16 protein-coding genes are annotated in these 18,866 nt (G+C 66.8%); 7 read left to right on the forward strand and 9 right to left on the reverse strand.

From position 1 onward, the window contains the following. The first annotated feature begins 99 nt into the window (after positions 1-99). Together JYA52_RS05450 and JYA52_RS05455 are read left to right on the forward strand one after the other, a co-directional pair. Entirely contained in the window at positions 100-4,020 is a 3,921-nt protein-coding gene (locus JYA52_RS05450) for a Pls/PosA family non-ribosomal peptide synthetase (RefSeq protein WP_205652244.1), read from the forward strand. Positions 4,021-4,075: 55 nt separating this feature from the next. Next, complete coding sequence (locus JYA52_RS05455; protein ID WP_205652187.1) at positions 4,076-5,431, forward strand: M1 family metallopeptidase; 1,356 nt, start codon at positions 4,076-4,078, stop codon at positions 5,429-5,431. Positions 5,432-5,444: 13 nt separating this feature from the next. Here the strand turns inward: JYA52_RS05455 and JYA52_RS05460 are convergent, their stop codons facing one another. Genes JYA52_RS05460 through pheS form a run of 3 tightly spaced genes read right to left on the reverse strand, consistent with a single transcriptional unit; the run spans position 5,445 to position 9,738 of the window. After that, positions 5,445-6,092 carry a 4'-phosphopantetheinyl transferase family protein gene (locus tag JYA52_RS05460; RefSeq protein WP_205652188.1) on the reverse strand — a complete coding sequence of 216 codons (648 nt, stop codon included), beginning with the start codon at positions 6,090-6,092 and terminating at the stop codon, positions 5,445-5,447. Between the two features lie 37 nt (positions 6,093-6,129). Then, the gene (gene pheT, locus JYA52_RS05465; RefSeq protein ID WP_205652189.1) at positions 6,130-8,673 is read right to left on the reverse strand and encodes a phenylalanine--tRNA ligase subunit beta; all 2,544 of its coding nucleotides are present in this window, start codon (positions 8,671-8,673) and stop codon (positions 6,130-6,132) included. 3 nt (positions 8,674-8,676) lie between these two features. Beyond that, entirely contained in the window at positions 8,677-9,738 is a 1,062-nt protein-coding gene (gene pheS, locus JYA52_RS05470) for a phenylalanine--tRNA ligase subunit alpha (RefSeq protein ID WP_205652190.1), read from the reverse strand. A gap of 242 nt (positions 9,739-9,980) precedes the next feature. On the opposite strand from pheS, the gene JYA52_RS05475 reads away from it, so the two are divergent. Together JYA52_RS05475 and JYA52_RS05480 are read left to right on the forward strand one after the other, a co-directional pair. Next, complete coding sequence (locus tag JYA52_RS05475; RefSeq protein WP_205652191.1) at positions 9,981-10,487, forward strand: hypothetical protein; 507 nt, start codon at positions 9,981-9,983, stop codon at positions 10,485-10,487. 32 nt (positions 10,488-10,519) lie between these two features. Next, complete coding sequence (locus JYA52_RS05480) at positions 10,520-11,653, forward strand: Rv2578c family radical SAM protein (RefSeq protein ID WP_205652245.1); 1,134 nt, start codon at positions 10,520-10,522, stop codon at positions 11,651-11,653. On the opposite strand, the gene JYA52_RS05485 is transcribed toward JYA52_RS05480, so the two are convergent. Next, positions 11,654-12,109: a (deoxy)nucleoside triphosphate pyrophosphohydrolase gene (locus tag JYA52_RS05485; RefSeq protein ID WP_205652192.1), complete on the reverse strand. Its 456-nt coding sequence runs from the start codon at positions 12,107-12,109 to the stop codon at positions 11,654-11,656. It abuts the gene before it with no gap. 193 nt (positions 12,110-12,302) lie between these two features. Here JYA52_RS05485 and JYA52_RS05490 point away from each other — a divergent pair, with 193 nt between their 5' ends. Further along, positions 12,303-13,511 carry an MFS transporter gene (locus JYA52_RS05490; protein ID WP_205652193.1) on the forward strand — a complete coding sequence of 403 codons (1,209 nt, stop codon included), beginning with the start codon at positions 12,303-12,305 and terminating at the stop codon, positions 13,509-13,511. 87 nt (positions 13,512-13,598) lie between these two features. Here the strand turns inward: JYA52_RS05490 and JYA52_RS05495 are convergent, their stop codons facing one another. Next, the gene (locus JYA52_RS05495) at positions 13,599-14,549 is read right to left on the reverse strand and encodes a cation diffusion facilitator family transporter (RefSeq protein WP_205652194.1); all 951 of its coding nucleotides are present in this window, start codon (positions 14,547-14,549) and stop codon (positions 13,599-13,601) included. Between the two features lie 230 nt (positions 14,550-14,779). Here JYA52_RS05495 and JYA52_RS05500 point away from each other — a divergent pair, with 230 nt between their 5' ends. Continuing rightward, positions 14,780-15,046: a GlsB/YeaQ/YmgE family stress response membrane protein gene (locus JYA52_RS05500; RefSeq protein ID WP_104137371.1), complete on the forward strand. Its 267-nt coding sequence runs from the start codon at positions 14,780-14,782 to the stop codon at positions 15,044-15,046. Positions 15,047-15,204: 158 nt separating this feature from the next. Here JYA52_RS05500 and JYA52_RS05505 read toward each other — a convergent pair whose 3' ends face one another. From JYA52_RS05505 to infC, 4 genes are all read right to left on the reverse strand, one after another. Next, positions 15,205-16,098 (reverse strand): TrmH family RNA methyltransferase, encoded by an 894-nt coding sequence (locus JYA52_RS05505; RefSeq protein WP_205652195.1) that lies wholly within the window; start codon positions 16,096-16,098, stop codon positions 15,205-15,207. A gap of 55 nt (positions 16,099-16,153) precedes the next feature. After that, positions 16,154-16,624, reverse strand: coding sequence for a 50S ribosomal protein L20 (gene rplT / locus JYA52_RS05510; RefSeq protein WP_205652196.1), 471 nt, complete (start codon positions 16,622-16,624; stop codon positions 16,154-16,156). A gap of 118 nt (positions 16,625-16,742) precedes the next feature. Beyond that, positions 16,743-16,937, reverse strand: coding sequence for a 50S ribosomal protein L35 (rpmI, locus tag JYA52_RS05515; RefSeq protein ID WP_009358635.1), 195 nt, complete (start codon positions 16,935-16,937; stop codon positions 16,743-16,745). 117 nt (positions 16,938-17,054) lie between these two features. Then, on the reverse strand, positions 17,055-18,071 hold the full coding sequence (infC, locus tag JYA52_RS05520) for a translation initiation factor IF-3 (RefSeq protein WP_372433743.1): 1,017 nt from the start codon (positions 18,069-18,071) through the stop codon (positions 17,055-17,057). A 381-nt stretch (positions 18,072-18,452) separates the two neighbouring features. Between infC and JYA52_RS05525 the strand changes: the two genes are divergently transcribed. Beyond that, on the forward strand, positions 18,453-18,839 hold the full coding sequence (locus JYA52_RS05525; RefSeq protein WP_205652198.1) for a DUF1844 domain-containing protein: 387 nt from the start codon (positions 18,453-18,455) through the stop codon (positions 18,837-18,839). Positions 18,840-18,866 lie beyond the last annotated feature (27 nt).

The raw sequence follows: 18,866 nt of genomic DNA on the forward strand, positions 1-18,866 counted from the left end.
GTGCGCTACCTTTTGTTCATCTTGCCGGGAGAGAATCCACCAGTGAATGAGCAACTCCCCCAGACCGACCGACCCGCAGGCCCCGCGGCCAACGGGACCGTGGCTGCCACCGTCCACGCGGCCCAGCTGCCGGGTTCGCGGTCTGCCCCGCCGGAGCGGACGCTGCTGGACATACTGCAGGAGACTGCGGCCAGGTACCCCGATGCCTCGGCGCTTGATGACGGCCGCCAGTCCCTGAGTTACGCACAGCTGATGGCAGAGGTCCGCGCTGTAGGCCGCCGGCTTCATCTGGCGGGTCTGGGCGCCGGTGACAGGATCGGCGTCAGGATCCCGTCCGGCACCAACGAGCTGTACATTTCAATCCTTGCAGTCATGCTGATCGGGGCGGCCTACGTGCCGGTCGACGCCGACGACCCGGATGAACGCGCGAAGCTGGTCTTCAGCGAGGCGGGCGTCGCCGGCGTCCTGCGCGGCGGCGGCGACATTGTCACCGACAAAAAGCGCCCGCGCCCCTTCCCGGCGCCGCGCACGGCAGCCCCCGACGACGACGCCTGGGTGATTTTCACCTCAGGGTCCACCGGGACGCCCAAGGGGGTGGCAGTGTGCCACCGGTCATCGGCCGCGTTCGTTGACGCTGAGGCGAGGATCTTCCTGCGCGATGAGCCCGCCGGCCCCCAGGACCGCGTCCTCGCCGGCCTGTCCGTGGCGTTCGACGCCTCCTGCGAGGAGATGTGGCTGGCCTGGCGCCACGGCGCCTGCCTGGTGCCGGCACCGCGGGTTCTGGTCCGGACGGGGATGGATCTCGGGCCTTGGCTTATCAGCCACGGCATCACGGTGGTGTCCACGGTGCCCACACTGGCTGCGCTGTGGCCCGCCGAGGCCCTGGAAAACGTCCGGCTGCTGATCTTCGGCGGGGAGGCCTGCCCGCCGGAACTGGCTGAACGGCTCGCGGTGGAAGGCCGGGAGGTGTGGAACACCTACGGACCCACCGAAGCGACGGTGGTCGCCTGCGCCGCTCCCCTCGGGGGCACCGGCCCAGTCCGGATCGGGCTGCCCCTCGACGGCTGGGACCTCGCTGTGGTCGACTCCAACGACGTTCCCGTCGGCGAGGGCGAAATCGGCGAACTCATCATCGGAGGCGTCGGCCTGGCCCGCTACCTCGACCCGCAGAAGGACGCGGAAAAATACGCCCCCATGCCGGCCCTCGCGTGGGACCGCGCCTACCGCTCCGGCGACCTGGTCCGCTACGAACCCGCGGGGCTGATCTTCATCGGACGCGCCGATGAACAGGTCAAGCTGGGCGGCCGCAGGATCGAACTCGGCGAAATCGACGCCGCACTGCAGTCGCTTCCGGGCGTGGCGGGCGCAGCTGCCGCGGTCCGCACGACGGCGGCAGGCAACCAGGTCCTGGTTGGCTACCTCGCCCCCGCCGGCGCCGGCGAGCTGGATCTGGCGGCCGCCCGGGAGCTGCTGCTCGCCACGCTCCCCGCCGCGCTGATACCAATGCTGACCGTTGTCGGCAGCTTGCCCACGAAAACGAGCGGCAAAGTGGACAGGCACGCGCTGCCCTGGCCGCTGCCGGGCGCCGGCGCCACAGACGCAGCCGCTGCCCCGCTCAACCTGCCCGAAGACGCGCAGTGGATCGTGGAGCAGTGGGAGGCCGTGCTGGGAGGCAGGGTGGCTACATTGGACGCGGACTTCTTCGCCCACGGCGGCGGCTCGCTGGCGGCAGCCCAGCTCGTATCGGCCCTCCGCGTGCGGTATCCCACCATCACGGTGGCGGACATCTATGCCACTCCGCGTGTTGGCGCCCTGATCGACACCGCCCGCCAGTCCCTGCCCGACGGTGTTGCGGCAGGTCCGGCACCGGCCCGGCCGGTGCGGCCCACCGCCCGCAAGTCGCAGGTTTTCCAGACCCTTATGGGAGCCCCGCTCCATATTCTCGTGGGAATGCGCTGGCTGACCTACCTCATGGCAGCCAACAACCTGCTGGCGGCCTTTGCGGGGTTTACGGCGGCTCCGGTGCTCTCCTGGTGGTGGGTCGCAGCATCGTGGCTGGTTTTCGTCAGCCCGCTGGGGCGGATGGCCATCTCGGTCGCGGCAGCCCGCCTGCTGCTCCGGGAAGTTGTGCCCGGCACCTACCCGCGGTCCGGCCGGGTGCATCTGCGGCTCTGGCTGGCCGAGCAGATCCAGGACCTCTCCAGTGCCGTCAGCCTTGCCAGCGCACCGTGGGTTCCGTACTATGCCCGGGCGCTCGGTGCCAAGGTCGGGAGCAACGTCCATCTGCATTCGCTGCCGCCTGTGACGGGCTTCCTGTCGCTCGGCAACGGCAGCAACGTCGAGCCCGAAGTGGACCTTTCCGGATGGTGGATCGACGGCGATATGGTGCACATCGGCCACGTCCACATCGGCGCCGGGGCGTCGGTCGGCGCCCGGAGCACCCTCATGCCCGGCGCGAGCATTGGCGCCGGCGGGCAGGTGGAGCCGGGCTCCGCTGTGCTCGGCAAGGTCAAAGCCGGGCAGCTGGTAGCGGGATCTCCGGCTGAACGCCGGGGCAAGGCCAAGCAGGATTGGCCGGATTCCACGCCGTCGGGCTCCCTCATCGGCAGGCTGTGGTTTGCCGCCTTTGCCGGCGCCTCGGCGGTGTTGGCCATGATCCCCTACGTATCCGCGGCCGCAGCAGCAATGGTGGTGTTCCTGTTCATCAGGGGAAACGAGTCCCTGACCGGAGCCTGGCCACAGCTCCTGGCCTCGCTGCCGCTGGCCGCCCTGACCTGGTTCCTGGCCAACCTGCTGCTGGTTCTGGCGGTCACGAGGCTGCTGGGGGCGGGGCTGGCGGAGGGCCACTACCGGGTGCGCAGCCGCATCGGCTGGCAAGTCTGGGCGACGGAGCGGGTCCTGGACATGGCCCGCGACCTGCTCTTCCCCATCTACGCGAGCCTCTTCACCCCGGTCTGGCTGAGGCTGCTGGGCGCCAAAGTGGGGAAGAACGTCGAGGCATCCACGGTTCTCCTGCTCCCCAAGATGACGACCGTGGGCGAGGGGGCATTCCTCGCGGACGACACCATGGTGGCGTCCTATGAGCTGGCCGGCGGCTGGATACATATCGCCCCCGCCAAGATCGGGAAACGGTCGTTTCTGGGCAACTCGGGGATGACCGCCGCCGGGCGCAACGTGCCGAAGAACTCGCTCGTGGCGGTACTTTCGGCGACGCCCAGCAAGGCCAAGTCGGGAACGTCCTGGCTCGGCAGCCCTCCGGTCAGGCTCCGTCGCACCGCCGTTGCGTCGGACGACACACGGACCTTCCGGCCCCATGCCAGGCTTAAGGCCGCGAGGACCCTGTGGGAGCTGTGCCGCTTCGTCCCGGTCATGCTGACAGTGGCCCTGGCAATCGGCGTCATGGTCGTCTTCGATTGGCTGGCAGCGGTGGCGGGCTATGCGGCCGCGGCCGCACTCGGAGGACTGGTGCTCATGCTCGCCGGCGGCGTCGCCGCGGCCAGCGCCGTGGCGGCCAAATGGATCCTGGTCGGAAGGATCAAGCCGGGGGAACATCCGCTGTGGAGCTCGTTCATCTGGCGCAACGAGGTGGTGGACACCTTTATCGAGATGGTCAGCGCGCCGTGGTTCGCGCGGGCGGCCACCGGCACCCCCGCCCTCGTCTGGTGGTTGCGCGCCCTCGGCGCGAAAATTGGCCGCGGAACGTGGTGTGAGAGCTACTGGCTTCCTGAGGCAGACCTCGTGACCCTCGGCCACAGCTCGACGGTCAATCGCGGCTGCGTGGTGCAGACGCACCTCTTCCACGACCGCGTCATGAGCATCGACGCTGTTACGCTCGAAGACGGCGCCACTATGGGCCCGCACGGCGTCATCCTGCCACAAGCACGGATCGGCGACGGCGGAACTGTGGGCCCGGCATCACTGGTGATGCGCGGGGAGACCGTCCCGGCCGGGACGTACTGGATGGGTAACCCCGTGACCCCCTGGACCGGACCGGGAGTTCCGGCGCGGCGCCTGAAGTAGTTGCCGCAGAATGACCACAAGACCGTTCGACTAGCTTGATTGAGGCGTCCGCCTGATGAGTTCTCCAGAATCCCCCGCCCCGGCAGCCGCGCTGCCCGCGGCGGGGACCGGCACCACCGATCCTTACGTCACGGGACACGGCACGGATGCCTACCGCGTCCTGCGTTACGAGCTGGAGCTTGATTACAAGCTTGCCAGCAACCGGCTCATCGGCCGCGCAGTGGTGCGGGCAGTGGCGGCCCGCACCATCTCCGCGGTGGTCCTGGACATGACGGGCCTCCGTGCCCTGAAAATCGCGTTGAACGGCTCCCGGGTTCGAAGGTACACGCAACGCGCCGAGCAGCTGGTGGTTCACTGCGAACGCGCCCTGAACCCGGGCGAAGAATTCACCCTGGACATCCGCTACGCCGGCAATCCCGAGCCGCGCAAAGGCATCTGGGGCGAAGTGGGCTGGGAGGAACTGACGGACGGGGTGCTGGTTGCCGGCCAGCCCAACGGAGCGCCGTCCTGGTTCCCGTGCAACGACCACCCCCGGAACAAGGCCAGCTACCGCATTTCCGTCACGACCGATGCCGGATACCGGGCAGTGTGCAACGGCCTGCTGGTGGGCCACTTCACCAGGTCGAGCCGACAGACCTGGGTCTATGAACAGACCGAGCCCATGGCGACGTACCTGGCAACGGTGCAGATCGGCAGGTATGAGCTGCTGGCCCTTCCCTCGTCGGGAGGGGTGGCACAGTTCGTGGCCGTGACAGCCGCGCTGGCCGGTTCGGCCCGGGCCGGGCTGGCGCGCCAGCCGGAGATGATGCGCACGTTCGTTGGCTGCTTTGGGCCATACCCCTTTCCGGAGTACACCGTGGTGGTCGCCGACGACGACCTCGAAATCCCCCTCGAAGCGCAGTCGCTGTCCATCCTCGGCCGCAACCATCTTGACCACGGGTGGGAGTCGCAGCGGCTCGTCGCGCACGAACTTGCCCACCAGTGGTTCGGCAACTCGCTGACGCTCAGCTCCTGGAGCGATATCTGGCTCCATGAGGGCTTCGCCTGCTATGCCGAATGGATCTGGTCCGAGGAGGCCGGCGTCATGCCCGTCCAGGGACGGGCCGCAGCGGCTTGGCGGAAGCTTGAGGCCGGCATCCAGGACATCCTCGTGGGCGATCCCGGTCCCGAGCTCATGTTCGATGACCGGGTGTACAAACGCGGCGCACTGGCCCTGCACGCCCTGCGCCGGGAATGCGGAGACCTGGCGTTCTTCGCCCTCCTGCACGAATGGACCAGGGGCATGCGCCACGGCTCGGTAACCACGGCCGAGTTCATCCTGACGGCCGACCGGGTCACAGGGCTGGATTCGGAGTCTTTGCTGCACCCCTGGCTGTACGAAGAGTCTCTGCCGCCACTGGCCGGCGCGTAACGCCAGGGCCCAGTCAGCAGACGGCCACCGCCGCCACGAGCCCTGCAGGCAGGCCCGCCGTCATGGCGCTGACGGCGGAAACTTCGGGGCAGTGCAGCGTGTCCACTGTTGCCGGCGGCACCAGCAGTCCGTCACCGGTCATCTTGAGCCATGCCTCCTTCCGTGCCCAGAGCCTGGCGCGCTCACGCAACAGCGCGCCGTTCCGCAACCCGGACACCGCCAAGCGTTCGGGCCCAGTAAGCGCCACGGCCTCAAAGCCTGAAAAATCGGTGCGCAGGGGATCCTCGAGGTCGACTCCCAGCCTGCTCCCCGGGCGCGGCGACGTCACGGCTGCCACGAGTATCCAGCCTGCGGCCCGGGACAGGCTGAGGAGCAACGGCAGCCTGACGCCGGCGCGGGAGTATCCGGGCCGTCCATGCGACAGCTCCGGACCGCTGCCGCACCGTGGACAGCTGTAGCCGCAGGTCAGCTCCCGCGCCGGAACCCCCAGCAGCTCAGCCGCAAACTCCCGCTGGGTGATGCGCCCCGCCAGGAAGGCGCGGCGGGCGGCGGGCTCCATGGCTGCGGCGCGTGCAAGCTCAGCAGGGTCAAGCAATGATTCGTCGGCGGGGCGAACCGGGGAGGCGCGAAAGACCACGCCGGATGGCGTGGTCTTTCGCATTGTTCCCTGGCTGGCCCTCAGGCGACTCGTCCCTCGGCTAGCGCTGGACGGCGCCGAAGCGCTCCGCAGCCACGGCCACTGCGCTCTCGCGGGCTGCCGAGGCCTCGTCGGCAGTCAGCGTCCGGTCATTGGCGCGGAACCGGAGGCCGAACGCCAGTGACTTCTTGCCGTCCTCGATGCCCTTTCCGGCGTAAACGTCGAACAGGGCCACGTCTTCCAGGAGCTCACCGGCTCCTTCCCGCAGTGCGGCCAGGACGTCATCGGCAGGAACGTCCTGCGGCACCACGAGTGCCACGTCCTGGGTGGCGACGGGGAACGTGGAGATGTGGCGCGCCACGATGACGTCAGCGGCAGCCTCGAACAGGGCATCCGCGTTGATCTCAAGCGCGACGGAACGGGCAGGCATGTCCGAGGCAGCCAGGAGCTTCGGGTGCAGCTCGCCGGCGTAGCCCACCACCTCGCCGGTGCGCAGCGACAGCTGCGCGGCGCGGCCGGGGTGGAATGCCTGGTGGTGGCCCTGTCCCACCACGATCTCAACACCCAGGACGTCGCCCGCAAGCCGCGCAATGTCCAGCGCATCCGCCCAGTCCCAGGCCCGCGGGGTGTGTCCGGCGGCGGCCGGTGAGTCGTGGCCGGTCAGGACGGCGGCGACGTGCAGCGGCTGGTCCGGGACGCCGTCGTACAGCGCGTCCAGCACCTCATCGGACGGCCTGACACCCAGCGGCGGAATGGAGGCCGTGCCCACGGTGCCGCCGGGCAGGAAGACGAGCCCTGCCTCGAACAGCGCGAGATCGCGGAAGCCGCGCGAGTGGTTGCGCTTGGCCACCTCGATGAGCCCCGGAAGCACGGACGTCCGCAGGTAGCCGTGCTCCTCGCTGATCGGGTTGGCCAGCTTGACGGCCGTCCGGGAGGCCCCCGCCTCGGCCACGCCGAAGGTGTCGTTGGCAGCCTTGGACACGAACGGATAGGCCAGGACTTCGGTGAGCCCGGCGTCGGCAAGGGCCTGGATCAGGCGCCGCCGCTGCTGCTGCACGCGGGTCAGCCCCCGGCCCGGAGGAGCCACGGGAAGCGTCGCCGGGATCTGGTCGTAGCCCACCAGGCGGGCGATTTCCTCGGACAGGTCTTCCTTGGTTTCAAGGTCGTTCCGCCAGCTGGGCGCCGAAACCGTCCAGCCGCCGTCGGCCTTTTCCACCACGGCACCGAGATCCTCGAGGGAAGTGACGATCTGTTCTTCGGTGAAGTCGATGCCGATCCGTTCGGCGGCGAAGCCGGCCGGCAAGGCGATGGTCACGGCGTCAGGTGCGTTCCCGACGTCGGTCCCCGCCTCGTCGGCGGTGCCTCCGGCGAGTTCAACCAGGAGGTCGACGGCGCGCTGCGCAGCGGTGTTCGCCACCTGCCAGTCGACGCCGCGCTCGAAGCGCTTGGAGGCCTCCGACGGCAGCTTGTGGCGACGGCGTGAGCGGGCAATCGAAACTTCCTCGAAGTGGGCAGCCTCGACCAGGACCGTGGACGTTGCGTCAGAGACCTCGGTCGAGGCGCCGCCCATGACGCCTGCGACGCCGATGGGACCGGACTCGTCCGTGATGAGCAGGTCCTCGACGTCGAGGGAGCGCTCCTTGCCGTCGAGGGTGGTGAGCTTCTCCCCCGCTACGGCACGCCGCACCACGATGCCGCCGGACAGTTTGTCCTGGTCGTAGAAATGCAGCGGCTGGCCGAGTTCCAGCATGACGTAGTTCGAGATGTCCACCGGCAGCGAGATGGAGCGGATCCCGGCCAACCTAAGCCTGGAACTCATCCACGGCGGAGTGGGCCGCGTGGCATCCACGCCGCGGACTGTGCGGGCCACGAAGCGGTCGCAGCCCGGCTTGCCGTAGATGGGGGCGTCGTCGTTGATCTTGACGCCATAGCCGCCTGACAGAGTGGCCGGCGGCTGAACCTTCGAAGCGGGGTCCGTAAATGTAGTGCCGGTGGCGTGGGCGTATTCACGCGCGACGCCACGGATCGAGAAGGCGTATCCGCGGTCCGGGGTGACGTTGATCTCGGCGGCCTGGTCGTAAAGGCCCAGGAGGTCCATGGCGTCTGTCCCGATTTCCGGGTCCAGCCCGATCCTCGAGAGCACCAGGATGCCGTCATGGTCCTCGCCGATGCCGAGTTCACGCACAGAGGCGATCATGCCCGCGGACAGGTGCCCGTAGGTTTTCCGCGCCGAGATGTGGAAGTCGCCGGGCAGCACGGCACCGGGAAGGGTGACAACGACCTTGTCCCCCTCCACGAAGTTGTGGGCGCCGCAGATGATGCCCTGGACACCCGAAGGATCAATGCCCTTGCCGGTGAGGGTCTGCTCCTGCCCCTCGGGGACGACGCGGACCTGGCACCAGTTGATGGTCTTGCCGTTGGTCTGCGGCTCCTTAACCAGGCTCAGGACCTGGCCCACCACGACGGGCCCCTTGAGGCCGTCGGTAGGACGGTGGACCGCTTCTTCTTCAAAGCCGACCTTGACGAGTTCGGCCATGACGTCTTCAGCCGTTGCTCCGGCCGGTACCTGCGCGAATTCACGCAGCCAGGAAAGTGGGATACGCACTGTTTAGATCTCCATCCCGAAGTGCTCGCTGAAACGTACATCGCCTTCGATCATGTCGCGCATGTCGCCGACCTCATTGCGGAACATGAGCGTGCGCTCGATGCCCATGCCGAAAGCAAAACCTGAATAGATGTCCGGATCGATGCCCGCGGCGCGGAGGACGGTGGGGTTGACCATGCCGCAGCCGCCCCATTCGATCCAGCGCGGACCGCCCTTGGCGCCCGGGTGGAAGATGTCCAGTTCCGCGGACGGCTCGGTGAACGGGAAGTAATTCGGGCGCAGCCGGATCTGCGCTTCGTCGCCGAACATCTGGCGGGCGAAGTGCTCCAGGGTGCCGCGCAGGTCGGCCATGCTGAGGTTCTTATCGATCGCGAGGCCCTCGAACTGGTGGAACACGGGCGTGTGCGTGGCGTCGAGTTCGTCGGTGCGGAACACCTTGCCGGGGCACAGCACATAGATCGGCACCTCGCGTTCGAGCATGGAGCGGACCTGCACCGGGGAGGTGTGGGTGCGCATGAGGAGGTGCGCCTCCGGCGGCTCCACGAAGAAGGTGTCCTGCATCTCGCGGGCCGGGTGGTCCGGCTTGAAGTTCAGTGCGTCGAAGTTGAACCACTCGGATTCGACTTCCGGGCCCTCGGCGATTTCCCAGCCCATGCCGACGAAGATGTCCGCCACGCGGTCCTGCAGTGTGGAGAGCGGGTGGCGCGCTCCGGCCCGGCGGCGGCGCGGGGCTGCCGTCACATCGACGGTTTCCTCGACCAGGATGCGGGCGTCGTTCTCGGCCTCAAGCTCGGCGGTGCGGTCGGCGAGCGCCTTGCTGACGCGTCCGCGGGAGGACCCCATGAGCTTTCCGGCGACGGCCTTCTGGTCTTTTGGCAGGCGCCCGATCTCGCGGTTCGCGAGGCTCAGCGGCGATTTCTCCCCGGTGTGGGCCAAACGGACGGCCTTGAGTTCATCGAGCGTGGAGGCACCGGCGATGGCGGAGATTGCCTGCTCGACGGCGGCGGTGATGGCGGCTTCATCCAGAGGGTTCGGGACGGCAGCGCCCGGCAAAGTTTCAGTCATCTACTGTTCTTAGCTACGAGTCGGGTGATGCCAATGGCCGGTGCTGCTGTGCCGGTTCCCCGGCAGCGCGTCCGTCACTGGCACGTCATTGCCTGACGCCATCCGGTGACGCCCTGCAAGGACAAGGGCAGGCTCGCCGGAGGTTGGCCGGCAGGCACTGTTCCCAGTCTAATTGACCGCGCCCCGCAGCCCGAACGGGACGGCCCATGTGCAGTGCGCGTGCCCGCCGCTAGCATGGCCTCATGACCCCGGGACAGTGGTTGCGCCGGCTCGCGAACCTGCTCAATGGCTCCACGCTGCTGGGACTTCTGCTCGCGCGGCTGGCCGGGACCACGACCGTCAGAGGCCCGCACGGCCTGGCGATCGCCACCGGCTACACCTGGAAGCTCCCCTTCGCCGGGGCGTTCACGGTGGGCAATGTGGTCATTTTCCGCGCCGGGCCCGAGGCCGCCCTGGGGAACCCCGCGCTCCTCGGCCACGAGGAGCGGCACAGCACGCAGTACGCCTGCCTCGGGCTGCCCTTCCTCGTGCTCTATTTCACCGCCGCAGGGTGGTCACTGCTGCGGCACGGCGACCCGGCGTCAGGGAATCCCTTTGAACGCCATGCAGGGCTCGAAGCCGGCGGATACCCCGGCCGCCCGGCGGAAGCAGCGCGGAGCCGCAGGCGTCCCGGCAGAGTTACCGGCAGGCGTCCAGGAGGGCGTCCGGGCAGCCGGTGGACCATTCGAAACACCAACGGCGGACCTTGACTTAAGTTCGAACATACCTTCGAATGGAGGTCATGAGATGGGACGCGCAGGCACTCAATCCGGCACCCGGAGAGCATGACCCGGATGGTAGCGGCAAGGGCGGCAGCGGCAGCGCCGCGGGCGCCCCCGCCGCAATGCCGCTGCTGCCGCTGGCCGGGCTGGTGCGTTCCGTATCCACCCCTGAATTTGCCGGGGTCACCTTCCATGAGGTCACCGCCAAATCGGTGCTCAACAAGGTGGCCGCCGGTTCCCGCATGCCGTTCGAGTGGACCGTAAACCCCTACCGCGGGTGCAGCCACGCGTGCGTCTACTGCTTTGCCCGCAAGAGCCACACCTACCTCGACTTTGACGCGGGGCTGGACTTCGACAGCCAGGTTGTCGTCAAGATCAATGCCGCGGACGTGTTGCGCAAGGAACTGGCCAAGCCGTCCTGGGGGCGGCAGCACGTGGCACTGGGCACCAACACCGATCCCTACCAGCGGGCTGAGGGCCGGTACCGGCTGATGCCCGGAATCATCGGTGCATTGGCCGACTCCGGAACGCCCCTGTCCATCCTGACCAAGGGAACCCTGCTGGCACGGGACATCCCGCTGCTGAAACACGCCGCCGCCCAAGTGCCGGTGGGGATCGGCATCTCACTCGCCTTGACGGACGAACAGCTTTCCGAGGCCATTGAGCCGGGAACGCCCGGGCCGAGGGCCAGGCTCAAGCTCATATCGAGGCTGCGCGACGCCGGGCTGCCCTGCGGTGTGATGGCCATGCCTATCCTGCCGTGGCTGTCGGACAGCGACGAAGCCCTCGATTCCCTGTTCGGCTCGCTGGCCGCCGCCGGCGCAACCGGGGTGACCGCCGGGGCCCTCTATCTGAAGCCCGGCACGCGTGAATGGTTCATGCAGTGGATCGCGGCCAGGCATCCGGAACTCGCCGGACGGTACAGGCGGCTGTACGGCACGGGATCCTACGCGTCGAAGGAATACCGGGCCTGGCTGGCGGGGCGGGTCCGCTACTTCAAGGCCCGGCATGGATTTGCCGGCTCCCACGGGTTCAGCCACCGCGACGTCGACGACCCCCGCGGCGAGGAGGCCGCCTACCCGGAGGGAAGTTTGCCCCCGGCCGGCGCCGGGGCGGCCGCGTCGGCCCAGGCGTCCCAGCCGACGCTCTTCTGATCAGACGGCGTAGTTTCCCTGGGAGGCGGTTGCGCCCAGCTCTGTCAGCAGCGCCCGGACAATCGGGAAGTCGGCAGGGATCCACGGCAGGCTGAGAGCTTCATCACTCTTCCTGATGCTGACCCAGGCAAGTTCATCGTGATCTTCGAGTGGCCGGGGGTCGCCGTCGGCGAGTTCCGCGAACCACACGCGCATGGTGGCACGTTCGTTCAGGGGCCAGCCGGAGCCGTCCGGCGCTGCCAGCTCGGATCCCAGGCGGACGCCAATACCCAGTTCTTCCCGCAGTTCGCGGTGCAGGGCGGATTCCGGCCCCTCCCCCGGCTCCACCTTGCCGCCGGGGAATTCCCACATGCCGGCGAACTCGGGAGGGGCGGTCCGCCGTGCCACCAGCAGACGGGAGGGCTCCGCCAGCGAATCGAGCACGGCACCGCCCACGACGTTGATCAGTTCTGTCACCGCCCCAGTCTATGGGGGAGAATGGCTGGGGCGCCCGTTCCGGCAACGGCCTCCCCCGGCCCGGGAATACCTCCCCGTGGCACCATGTTGTACAAATCAGATTTATAGCTCCCCTTGGGTTTACTCTGCCTCAGATTTATCCGGGTACTCCGCCGAGGCCAGATCCGCACTTCACGCTCCGAAAAGCAGGCACATGACGACGACACTTCACACTTCCGGCAAAACCAAAGCAGCCAGCTCACACCTCGGACTCGCCATTCTGGCCCTGGCCATGGGCGGCTTTGGAATCGGTGTTACCGAATTCGCCATGATGGGCCTGCTCAAAGAAGTGGAGGTTGGACTCAACATCGGCACGCCGGAAGCCGGCCACCTGATCTCGGCGTATGCACTGGGGGTCGTCGTCGGCGCACCGGTGCTGGCCGCCGTCGGCGCGAAACTTCCGCGCAAGTACCTGGCCCTGGGCCTCATGCTGTTCTTCAGCATCGCCAACCTGACATCGTTTATCGCCCCCGACTACGGGAGCATGCTGGTTTCCCGGTTCGCCGCGGGACTGCCGCACGGCGCCTTCTTCGGCGTGGCGGCCGTGATCGCCGCGTCGCTCGTGGCACCGACCAAGCGCGGCTGGGCCATTTCCATGGTCATGGCCGGACTCACCGTTGCCAACGTCATCGGCGTGCCGTTTGCCACCTGGCTCGGCCAAGCCTTCGGCTGGCGGCTGCTCTTCGTCCTGGTCGGTGCCCTCGGGCTGGTGACCCTTGCCCTGATCTGGAAGTTTGTTCCGTTCCAGAAGGCCCACTCCGACGCGAGTATCCGCCGGGAACTCGGGGCGCTGAAGCGGGCCCAGGTGTGGCTCGCCATCCTGATCGGGATCGTCGGATTCGGCGGATTCTTCGCAACGTACACCTACATCTCCCACACCATGACCTCGGTTGCCGGTATTCCCTCCGCGTTCCTGCCGCTGGTGGTGGCGCTCTACGGCCTCGGCATGGTGGCCGGCAACATCGTCGGCGGCCGGATCGCCGACAAGTCCGTGATGGGAACCATTTACCGCGTCTTGCCCGGAATCGCTGTGGCGCTGGTGGTGTACGCGGTCGCCGTGCACTGGCCCTGGTCCGCGTTCGTGATGGTGTTCGTCGTCGGGGCGGCCGGATCCATGCTGGTGCCGGCGCTGCAAACGAGGCTGCTGGATGCCTCACCGGACGCGCCCTCGCTGGCGTCCTCCCTGAACCACGCAGCGCTCAATGTCGCCAATGCCCTGGGCGCATTCCTCGGCGGGCTCGTCATCGCCTGGGGCTGGGGTTATATTGCACCGGCCCTGGTGGGCGCCGTGCTGGCCGTCCTCGGCCTCGGCGTGGCTGTGGTCAGCGGACTGCTGGAACGCAAAAGGCCGCTGGCCCCGTAACCCCCCGGGTCACAGGGCCAGCGGCCTGCGGGTCATTTCTCTGCAGTCACTTCGCCGCCGAACTTTGGCGGCGGACGTTCGCGAAGGCTAGGATCCGGTACCTCCGACGACGGCCTGACTGGGCAGGTCCGATCGGTGCACGTCCGGCTCCAGGTAGATCACCCGTGCCATGGGCACCGCCGTGCGGATACGATCTTCAGCGGCGTCAATCAGCCTGGCGATTTCAAGACCTGACACCGCGGCGCCCACCGTGATCTTGGCAGCCACAAGGAGTTCCTCCGGCCCGAGGTGGAGGGTCTTGAGGTGGATGATTCCGGTGCCGTCGGACTCGATGGCTCCCCTGATCCTTGCGACGTCGTCCCGCGTGGCGGATTCACCCAGCAGCAGCGACTTGGTTTCCAGGGCCAGGACCACGGCGATGGCCACCAGCAGCAGGCCGATCATGGCCGTTCCAAGCGCATCCCAGACACCGTTATGCGTCAGCAGCGTCAGGCTGACGCCAAAGAGCGCGAAGACCAGACCCACCAGCGCGCCCAAATCCTCAAGGAGGATCACCGGCAACTCGGGCTGCTTTGCATTGCGCACAAAGTTGACCCAGCTTTGCTTCCCCCGGACGTGGTTGGATTCGATGATGGCCGTCCGGAACGAGAAAGATTCAGCAATGATGGCGCCGATCAGCACGGCAAGGGGAACCCACCAGAAGTCGCCCTCGATCGCGTGCGGATGCTGGAACTTGTCCCACGCCTCGTACAGAGCGAACAGGCCGCCGACGCTGAACAGCACGATGGAGACGATGAACGCGTAGATGTAGCGTTCCCGGCCGTAGCCGAAGGGATGTTCCTCGCTGGCGGCCCGCTTTGCCCGTTTCCCGCCGACGAGCAGCAGGATCTGGTTGCCGGAGTCGGCCACCGAGTGGATGGCCTCAGCCAGCATGGAAGACGACAACGTCAGGAGGAACGCGACGAACTTCAAAACAGCGATGGTCAGATTTGCAGCGAGAGCTGCGACGATCGCCTTGGTACCGCCAGTTGCCGCCAAGGGAGCTTCACCTCTTCAAGGGGAGTTACAACGAAATGGACACGGCCCCGCACCGGAACCACTGTAATTACCGTACCCGCCCGGCCTTAGGCGTAGCGGCAGTCCTGGCGCCGCGGCGACACAAAAAACCTTGAAACTAAGCGTGCTGACAAATAAACATGCGCTGTGTTAGCTTGAAGCCATGTCGGGAGTGACATGTATCGGTCCCGACGAATATGAAGGAGGAGACAATGGGTTTTCTTGCTTGGATTATTCTCGGCCTGATCGTAGGCGCAATTGTTAAGGCCGTTATGCCCGGTAGGGTTGGCGGCGGCTGGGTCACCAGCCTGGTTCTGGGCGTTGTAGGCGCCATCGTTGGTGGCTGGATCGGCAGCCTTCTGTTCGGCAAGGGTGACCTGGCGTTTTTCGACCTCGGCACCTGGATCCTCGCCATTATCGGCGGCCTGGTAGTCGCCGGCATCTACGGGGCAATTACCGGACGCAACCGGACCACCTAAGACCACTAAGGTCCGCCCCACTGGCGGACCTGCTGAAAGTAAAAAGTAAGGTCCGCCCCACTGGCGGACCTGCTGAAAGTAAAAAGTAAGGTCCGCCCCACTGGCGGACCTGCTGAAAGTAAAAGCGGGGGCCCACCACACGGTCGGCCCCCGCTTTTTCAGTCCTGTTGGGATCTCGCGCTGGCGTACAGGCAGACTGTGGCGGCCGTGCCCAGGTTCAGGCTTTCGGCGGCGCCGTAGACGGGAACGGCCACCCGGTGGTCCGCCAGGGCGAGCTCCGCCTCGGACAGTCCCTGCGCCTCGTTGCCGAACAGCCAGACAGTGGGGCTTTCCAGCGCATAGTCCGAACCGGCCGTGGAGCTGCCGAGCCGCCGGGCCGCACTCTCATCCTGGAGGCGGTCCAGGTTGAGCTTCCCGTAACCGTCGGCGGCGAGCACGCCAATGCCGCGGGCCCTGCACTCCGCCACCAGCTCTTCGACGTCGGCGCCGAGCACGACCGGCAGGTGAAAGAGGGAGCCGGCGGTGGAACGCACGGCCTTCGGATTGTAGATGTCCACGCTGGAGCCGGTAAGCACCACGGCATCGGCACCGGCCGCATCGGCTGCCCGCAGGACGGTTCCGGCGTTGCCCGGGTCCCGTACCTGGCACAGCACGGCTATCAGCCGCGGCCGGGCATCAAGGACGTCGCGAAGGGAAACATCGACAAAGTCGCAGACGGCGATGATTCCTTGCGGGGTCACGGTGTCCGCCATCGCGGCGAGGACGTCGTCGGTGGCCAGCCTGGCGTTGACGCCTTCGGCCAGTTCCTCAAACTCCGGGTAACGGTCCAGGCATGCCTCGCTGGCGTACACCTCACGGACCAGGCCGTACTCCCCCGCGTCCATTTTCTTGCGGTGCAGGGTCAAGGCTTCCCGGACGGCCTGGGGGCCTTCAGCGAGGAACTGTCGGCGCTTTAAACGGGCAGGGCGCCCGGCAAGCTTTGCCACGTCCCGGACCCGATCAGCTCGGGGATTGGACAGTGGAAAATCTTGCGGGCGCCCTGTTTCGTTCATATAAGAACCTTAGTTGCTGTTGCAGCAGGTTCTCGAACTACCCAGAACGGGACTGCTACTCGGCAGCCTCGTCAGCGGCCGGCTTCTTGGCGGCAGCCTTCTTGGCAGCGGGCTTCTTCGCCTTCGGAGCCGGTGCGGCTTCAGCCGCAACAGCCGGAGCGGAGGTGTCAGCCGGCAGGGAGTCCTTGGCGACCTTGACCAGCGCAGCGAAGGCGTTGGCGTCGGAGACAGCCAGTTCAGCCAGCATGCGGCGGTCAACCTCGACCTCAGCGGCCTTGAGGCCCTGGATCAGACGGTTGTAGGTGAGGCCGTTGGCGCGGGATGCAGCGTTGATGCGCTGGATCCAAAGGCGGCGGAAGTCGCCCTTCTTCTTCTTGCGGTCGCCGTAGCTGTACACAAACGAGTGCAGCAACTGCTCTTTGGCCTTGCGGTACAGGCGTGAGCGCTGTCCGCGGTAACCTTTGGCGCGTTCGAGGATAACCCGGCGCTTCTTGTGGGCGTTTACCGCCCGCTTCACACGTGCCACGTGCGTACTCCTTCAAAATTCTTATCCCAAGCGTCTACTGCCGGTAACCCGGCCGGCCTGAGAAGGCTTATGGGTAGTTGACTGGTGCCGGTTGGCAATCAGTCAGAGTGCTTGGAAATTAGATGCCGAGCATCTTCCGGATGACCTTGGCGTCGCCCTTGAAGACGATCTTGTCGCCGGCAAGGCGACGGGTCAGCCTGGAGGACTTGTGCTCGAGGTAGTGGCGGCGGTTGGCCTGCTGGCGGCGCAGCTTGCCGCTGCCGGTCAGCTTGAAGCGCTTCTTAGCACCACTGTGGGTCTTCATCTTCGGCATGGGAACCGATCTCCTAACGTATCCGCAGGCTATGCCTGCAGTCTTTCGTGCAGCCGCCCCTGCGGGCGGCATGCTGGTTGCTGACTGCCTGAAGGCGGTACCTTCCGCAGCTTTGAACTAGTTGGTCTTCTTGCCCGCCGGCTTGGGCGTGGCCCGTGGTGCCGCGGGGCGTGCAGCGGGCTTCGGCGCAGCGGGCCTGGCCACCGGCTTCGGTGGAGCAGGCACTGCCGCAGGCTTGGGTGCTGCCGGAGCAGGGGTTGCGGCTTCGGCGGCCTTCGGCGCGGCAGGAGCCGCGGCCGCGGGTGCCGGTGGCTTCGCCGCCGCAGCCTTGGGCGCTTCGCGCTTAGGCAGTGCGGCCTTGGGAGCCTCCTGCTTGGGAGCTTCCTGCTTCGGAGCCTCCTGCTTGGGAGCTTCCTGCTGAGGTGCCTCCGCAGCCGCTGCTGCCGGCGTTTCGACGGCGGCTTCCGGAGCAACTGCTGCTGCCGGGGCCTCCGGCTCGGCCGGGGTGTTGACCTGGTAGCCTTCCGGCAGCAGGTCCGCGAGTGACTGAGTCAGGGGTGCCTGGTCAGCGCCCGAGGTGTCGACGCGGCCGGTGGCTTTGGCTTCGTTCTGGGCCTTGGCCTCAGCACGCTGCGTTGCCCGGCGGGCCTCTGCCTTGGCCTCAGCCTTGTTCTTCAGCGGACCAATGACCATGACCATGTTGCGGCCGTCGATGCGAGGGCTCGACTCCACAACGCCAACTTCAGCGACGTCTTCAGCGAAGCGCTGGAGCAGGCGCAGGCCCATTTCGGGGCGCTGCTGTTCGCGGCCACGGAACTGGATCATGGCCTTGACTTTGTCGCCGGCTCCGAGGAAGCGCAGGGCGTGGCCGCGCTTGGTCTCGTAGTCATGGGTGTCGATCTTCAGGCGGAACCGGATTTCCTTGAGAACCGTGTTGGTCTGGTTCTTGCGGGCCTCACGGGCCTTGACTGCGGCTTCGTACTTGTACTTGCCGAAGTCCATCAGCTTGCACACCGGAGGCTTGGCCTGAGGTGCAACTTCAACGAGATCAAGATCGGACTCGGCAGCCAGACGCAGGGCATCCTCGATACGGACGATTCCTACCTGTTCGCCGGCAGGGCCGACCAGCCGCACCTCAGGGACGCGGATACGCTCATTGATTCTTGGCTCGCTAATGTTAAAGCTCCTGTGTTTGTGATTGGTGTTCCACCGGCAAATAGAGAAGGCCCCCAATTGCCGGAGCAATCGAAGGCCTCGAGGATCGGACGTGCATACCCGTTAGGGCTGCACGCGCTACCGCAGGACTGTGCCTGCCGGAAACGCCCGACCTTTACCCGGCAACCTTGCTTCCCTCTGGAACTGCGAGGAAAAACGGCTGGCGCGGGTGGGAGAGAACTCCGCTTGCAAACTGAAATAGATTCTACAGAAAGATACCCAATCCCCGCACATTGCGGCGATGGGTCTCTTACACGGCGAAATAACGACATTCAGTCGGTCTGTGTCAAGCTTACCAGTATGAGCACTTCAGACAGTAATTCACACGTTTACCAGGCCCCCGGCGAGCAGGCTGACGTCTCACAGCAGGTCCGGGACATCTCCGAAGTTCCCGCGATCGAGGTCATCACCACAGCCGCTGTTCACCTCATGAGCGCCGCCGCCGTTAAGCTCGGCCTGGCCGCCGAAGAGAACGCCGAGGAGCTTAAGGACCTGGACGAGGCCCGCAAGCTCATCACCGCCCTCGCGGGACTCGTGACAGCAGCCGCTCCGGAGATCGGTTCCCAGCACGCCGGGCCGTTGCGCGACGGACTGCGCTCCCTGCAGCTTGCCTTCCGGGAAGAGTCGATCATTCCGGATGCCCCGGGCAAGGGTCCCGGCGAAAAATACACCGGCGCGGTGAACTGACGCCGGAAAACAACCTACGACGACGGC

The sequence above is a fragment of the Arthrobacter pascens genome, from assembly GCF_017052465.1.
Taxonomy (GTDB): Bacteria; Actinomycetota; Actinomycetes; order Actinomycetales; family Micrococcaceae; genus Arthrobacter; species Arthrobacter pascens.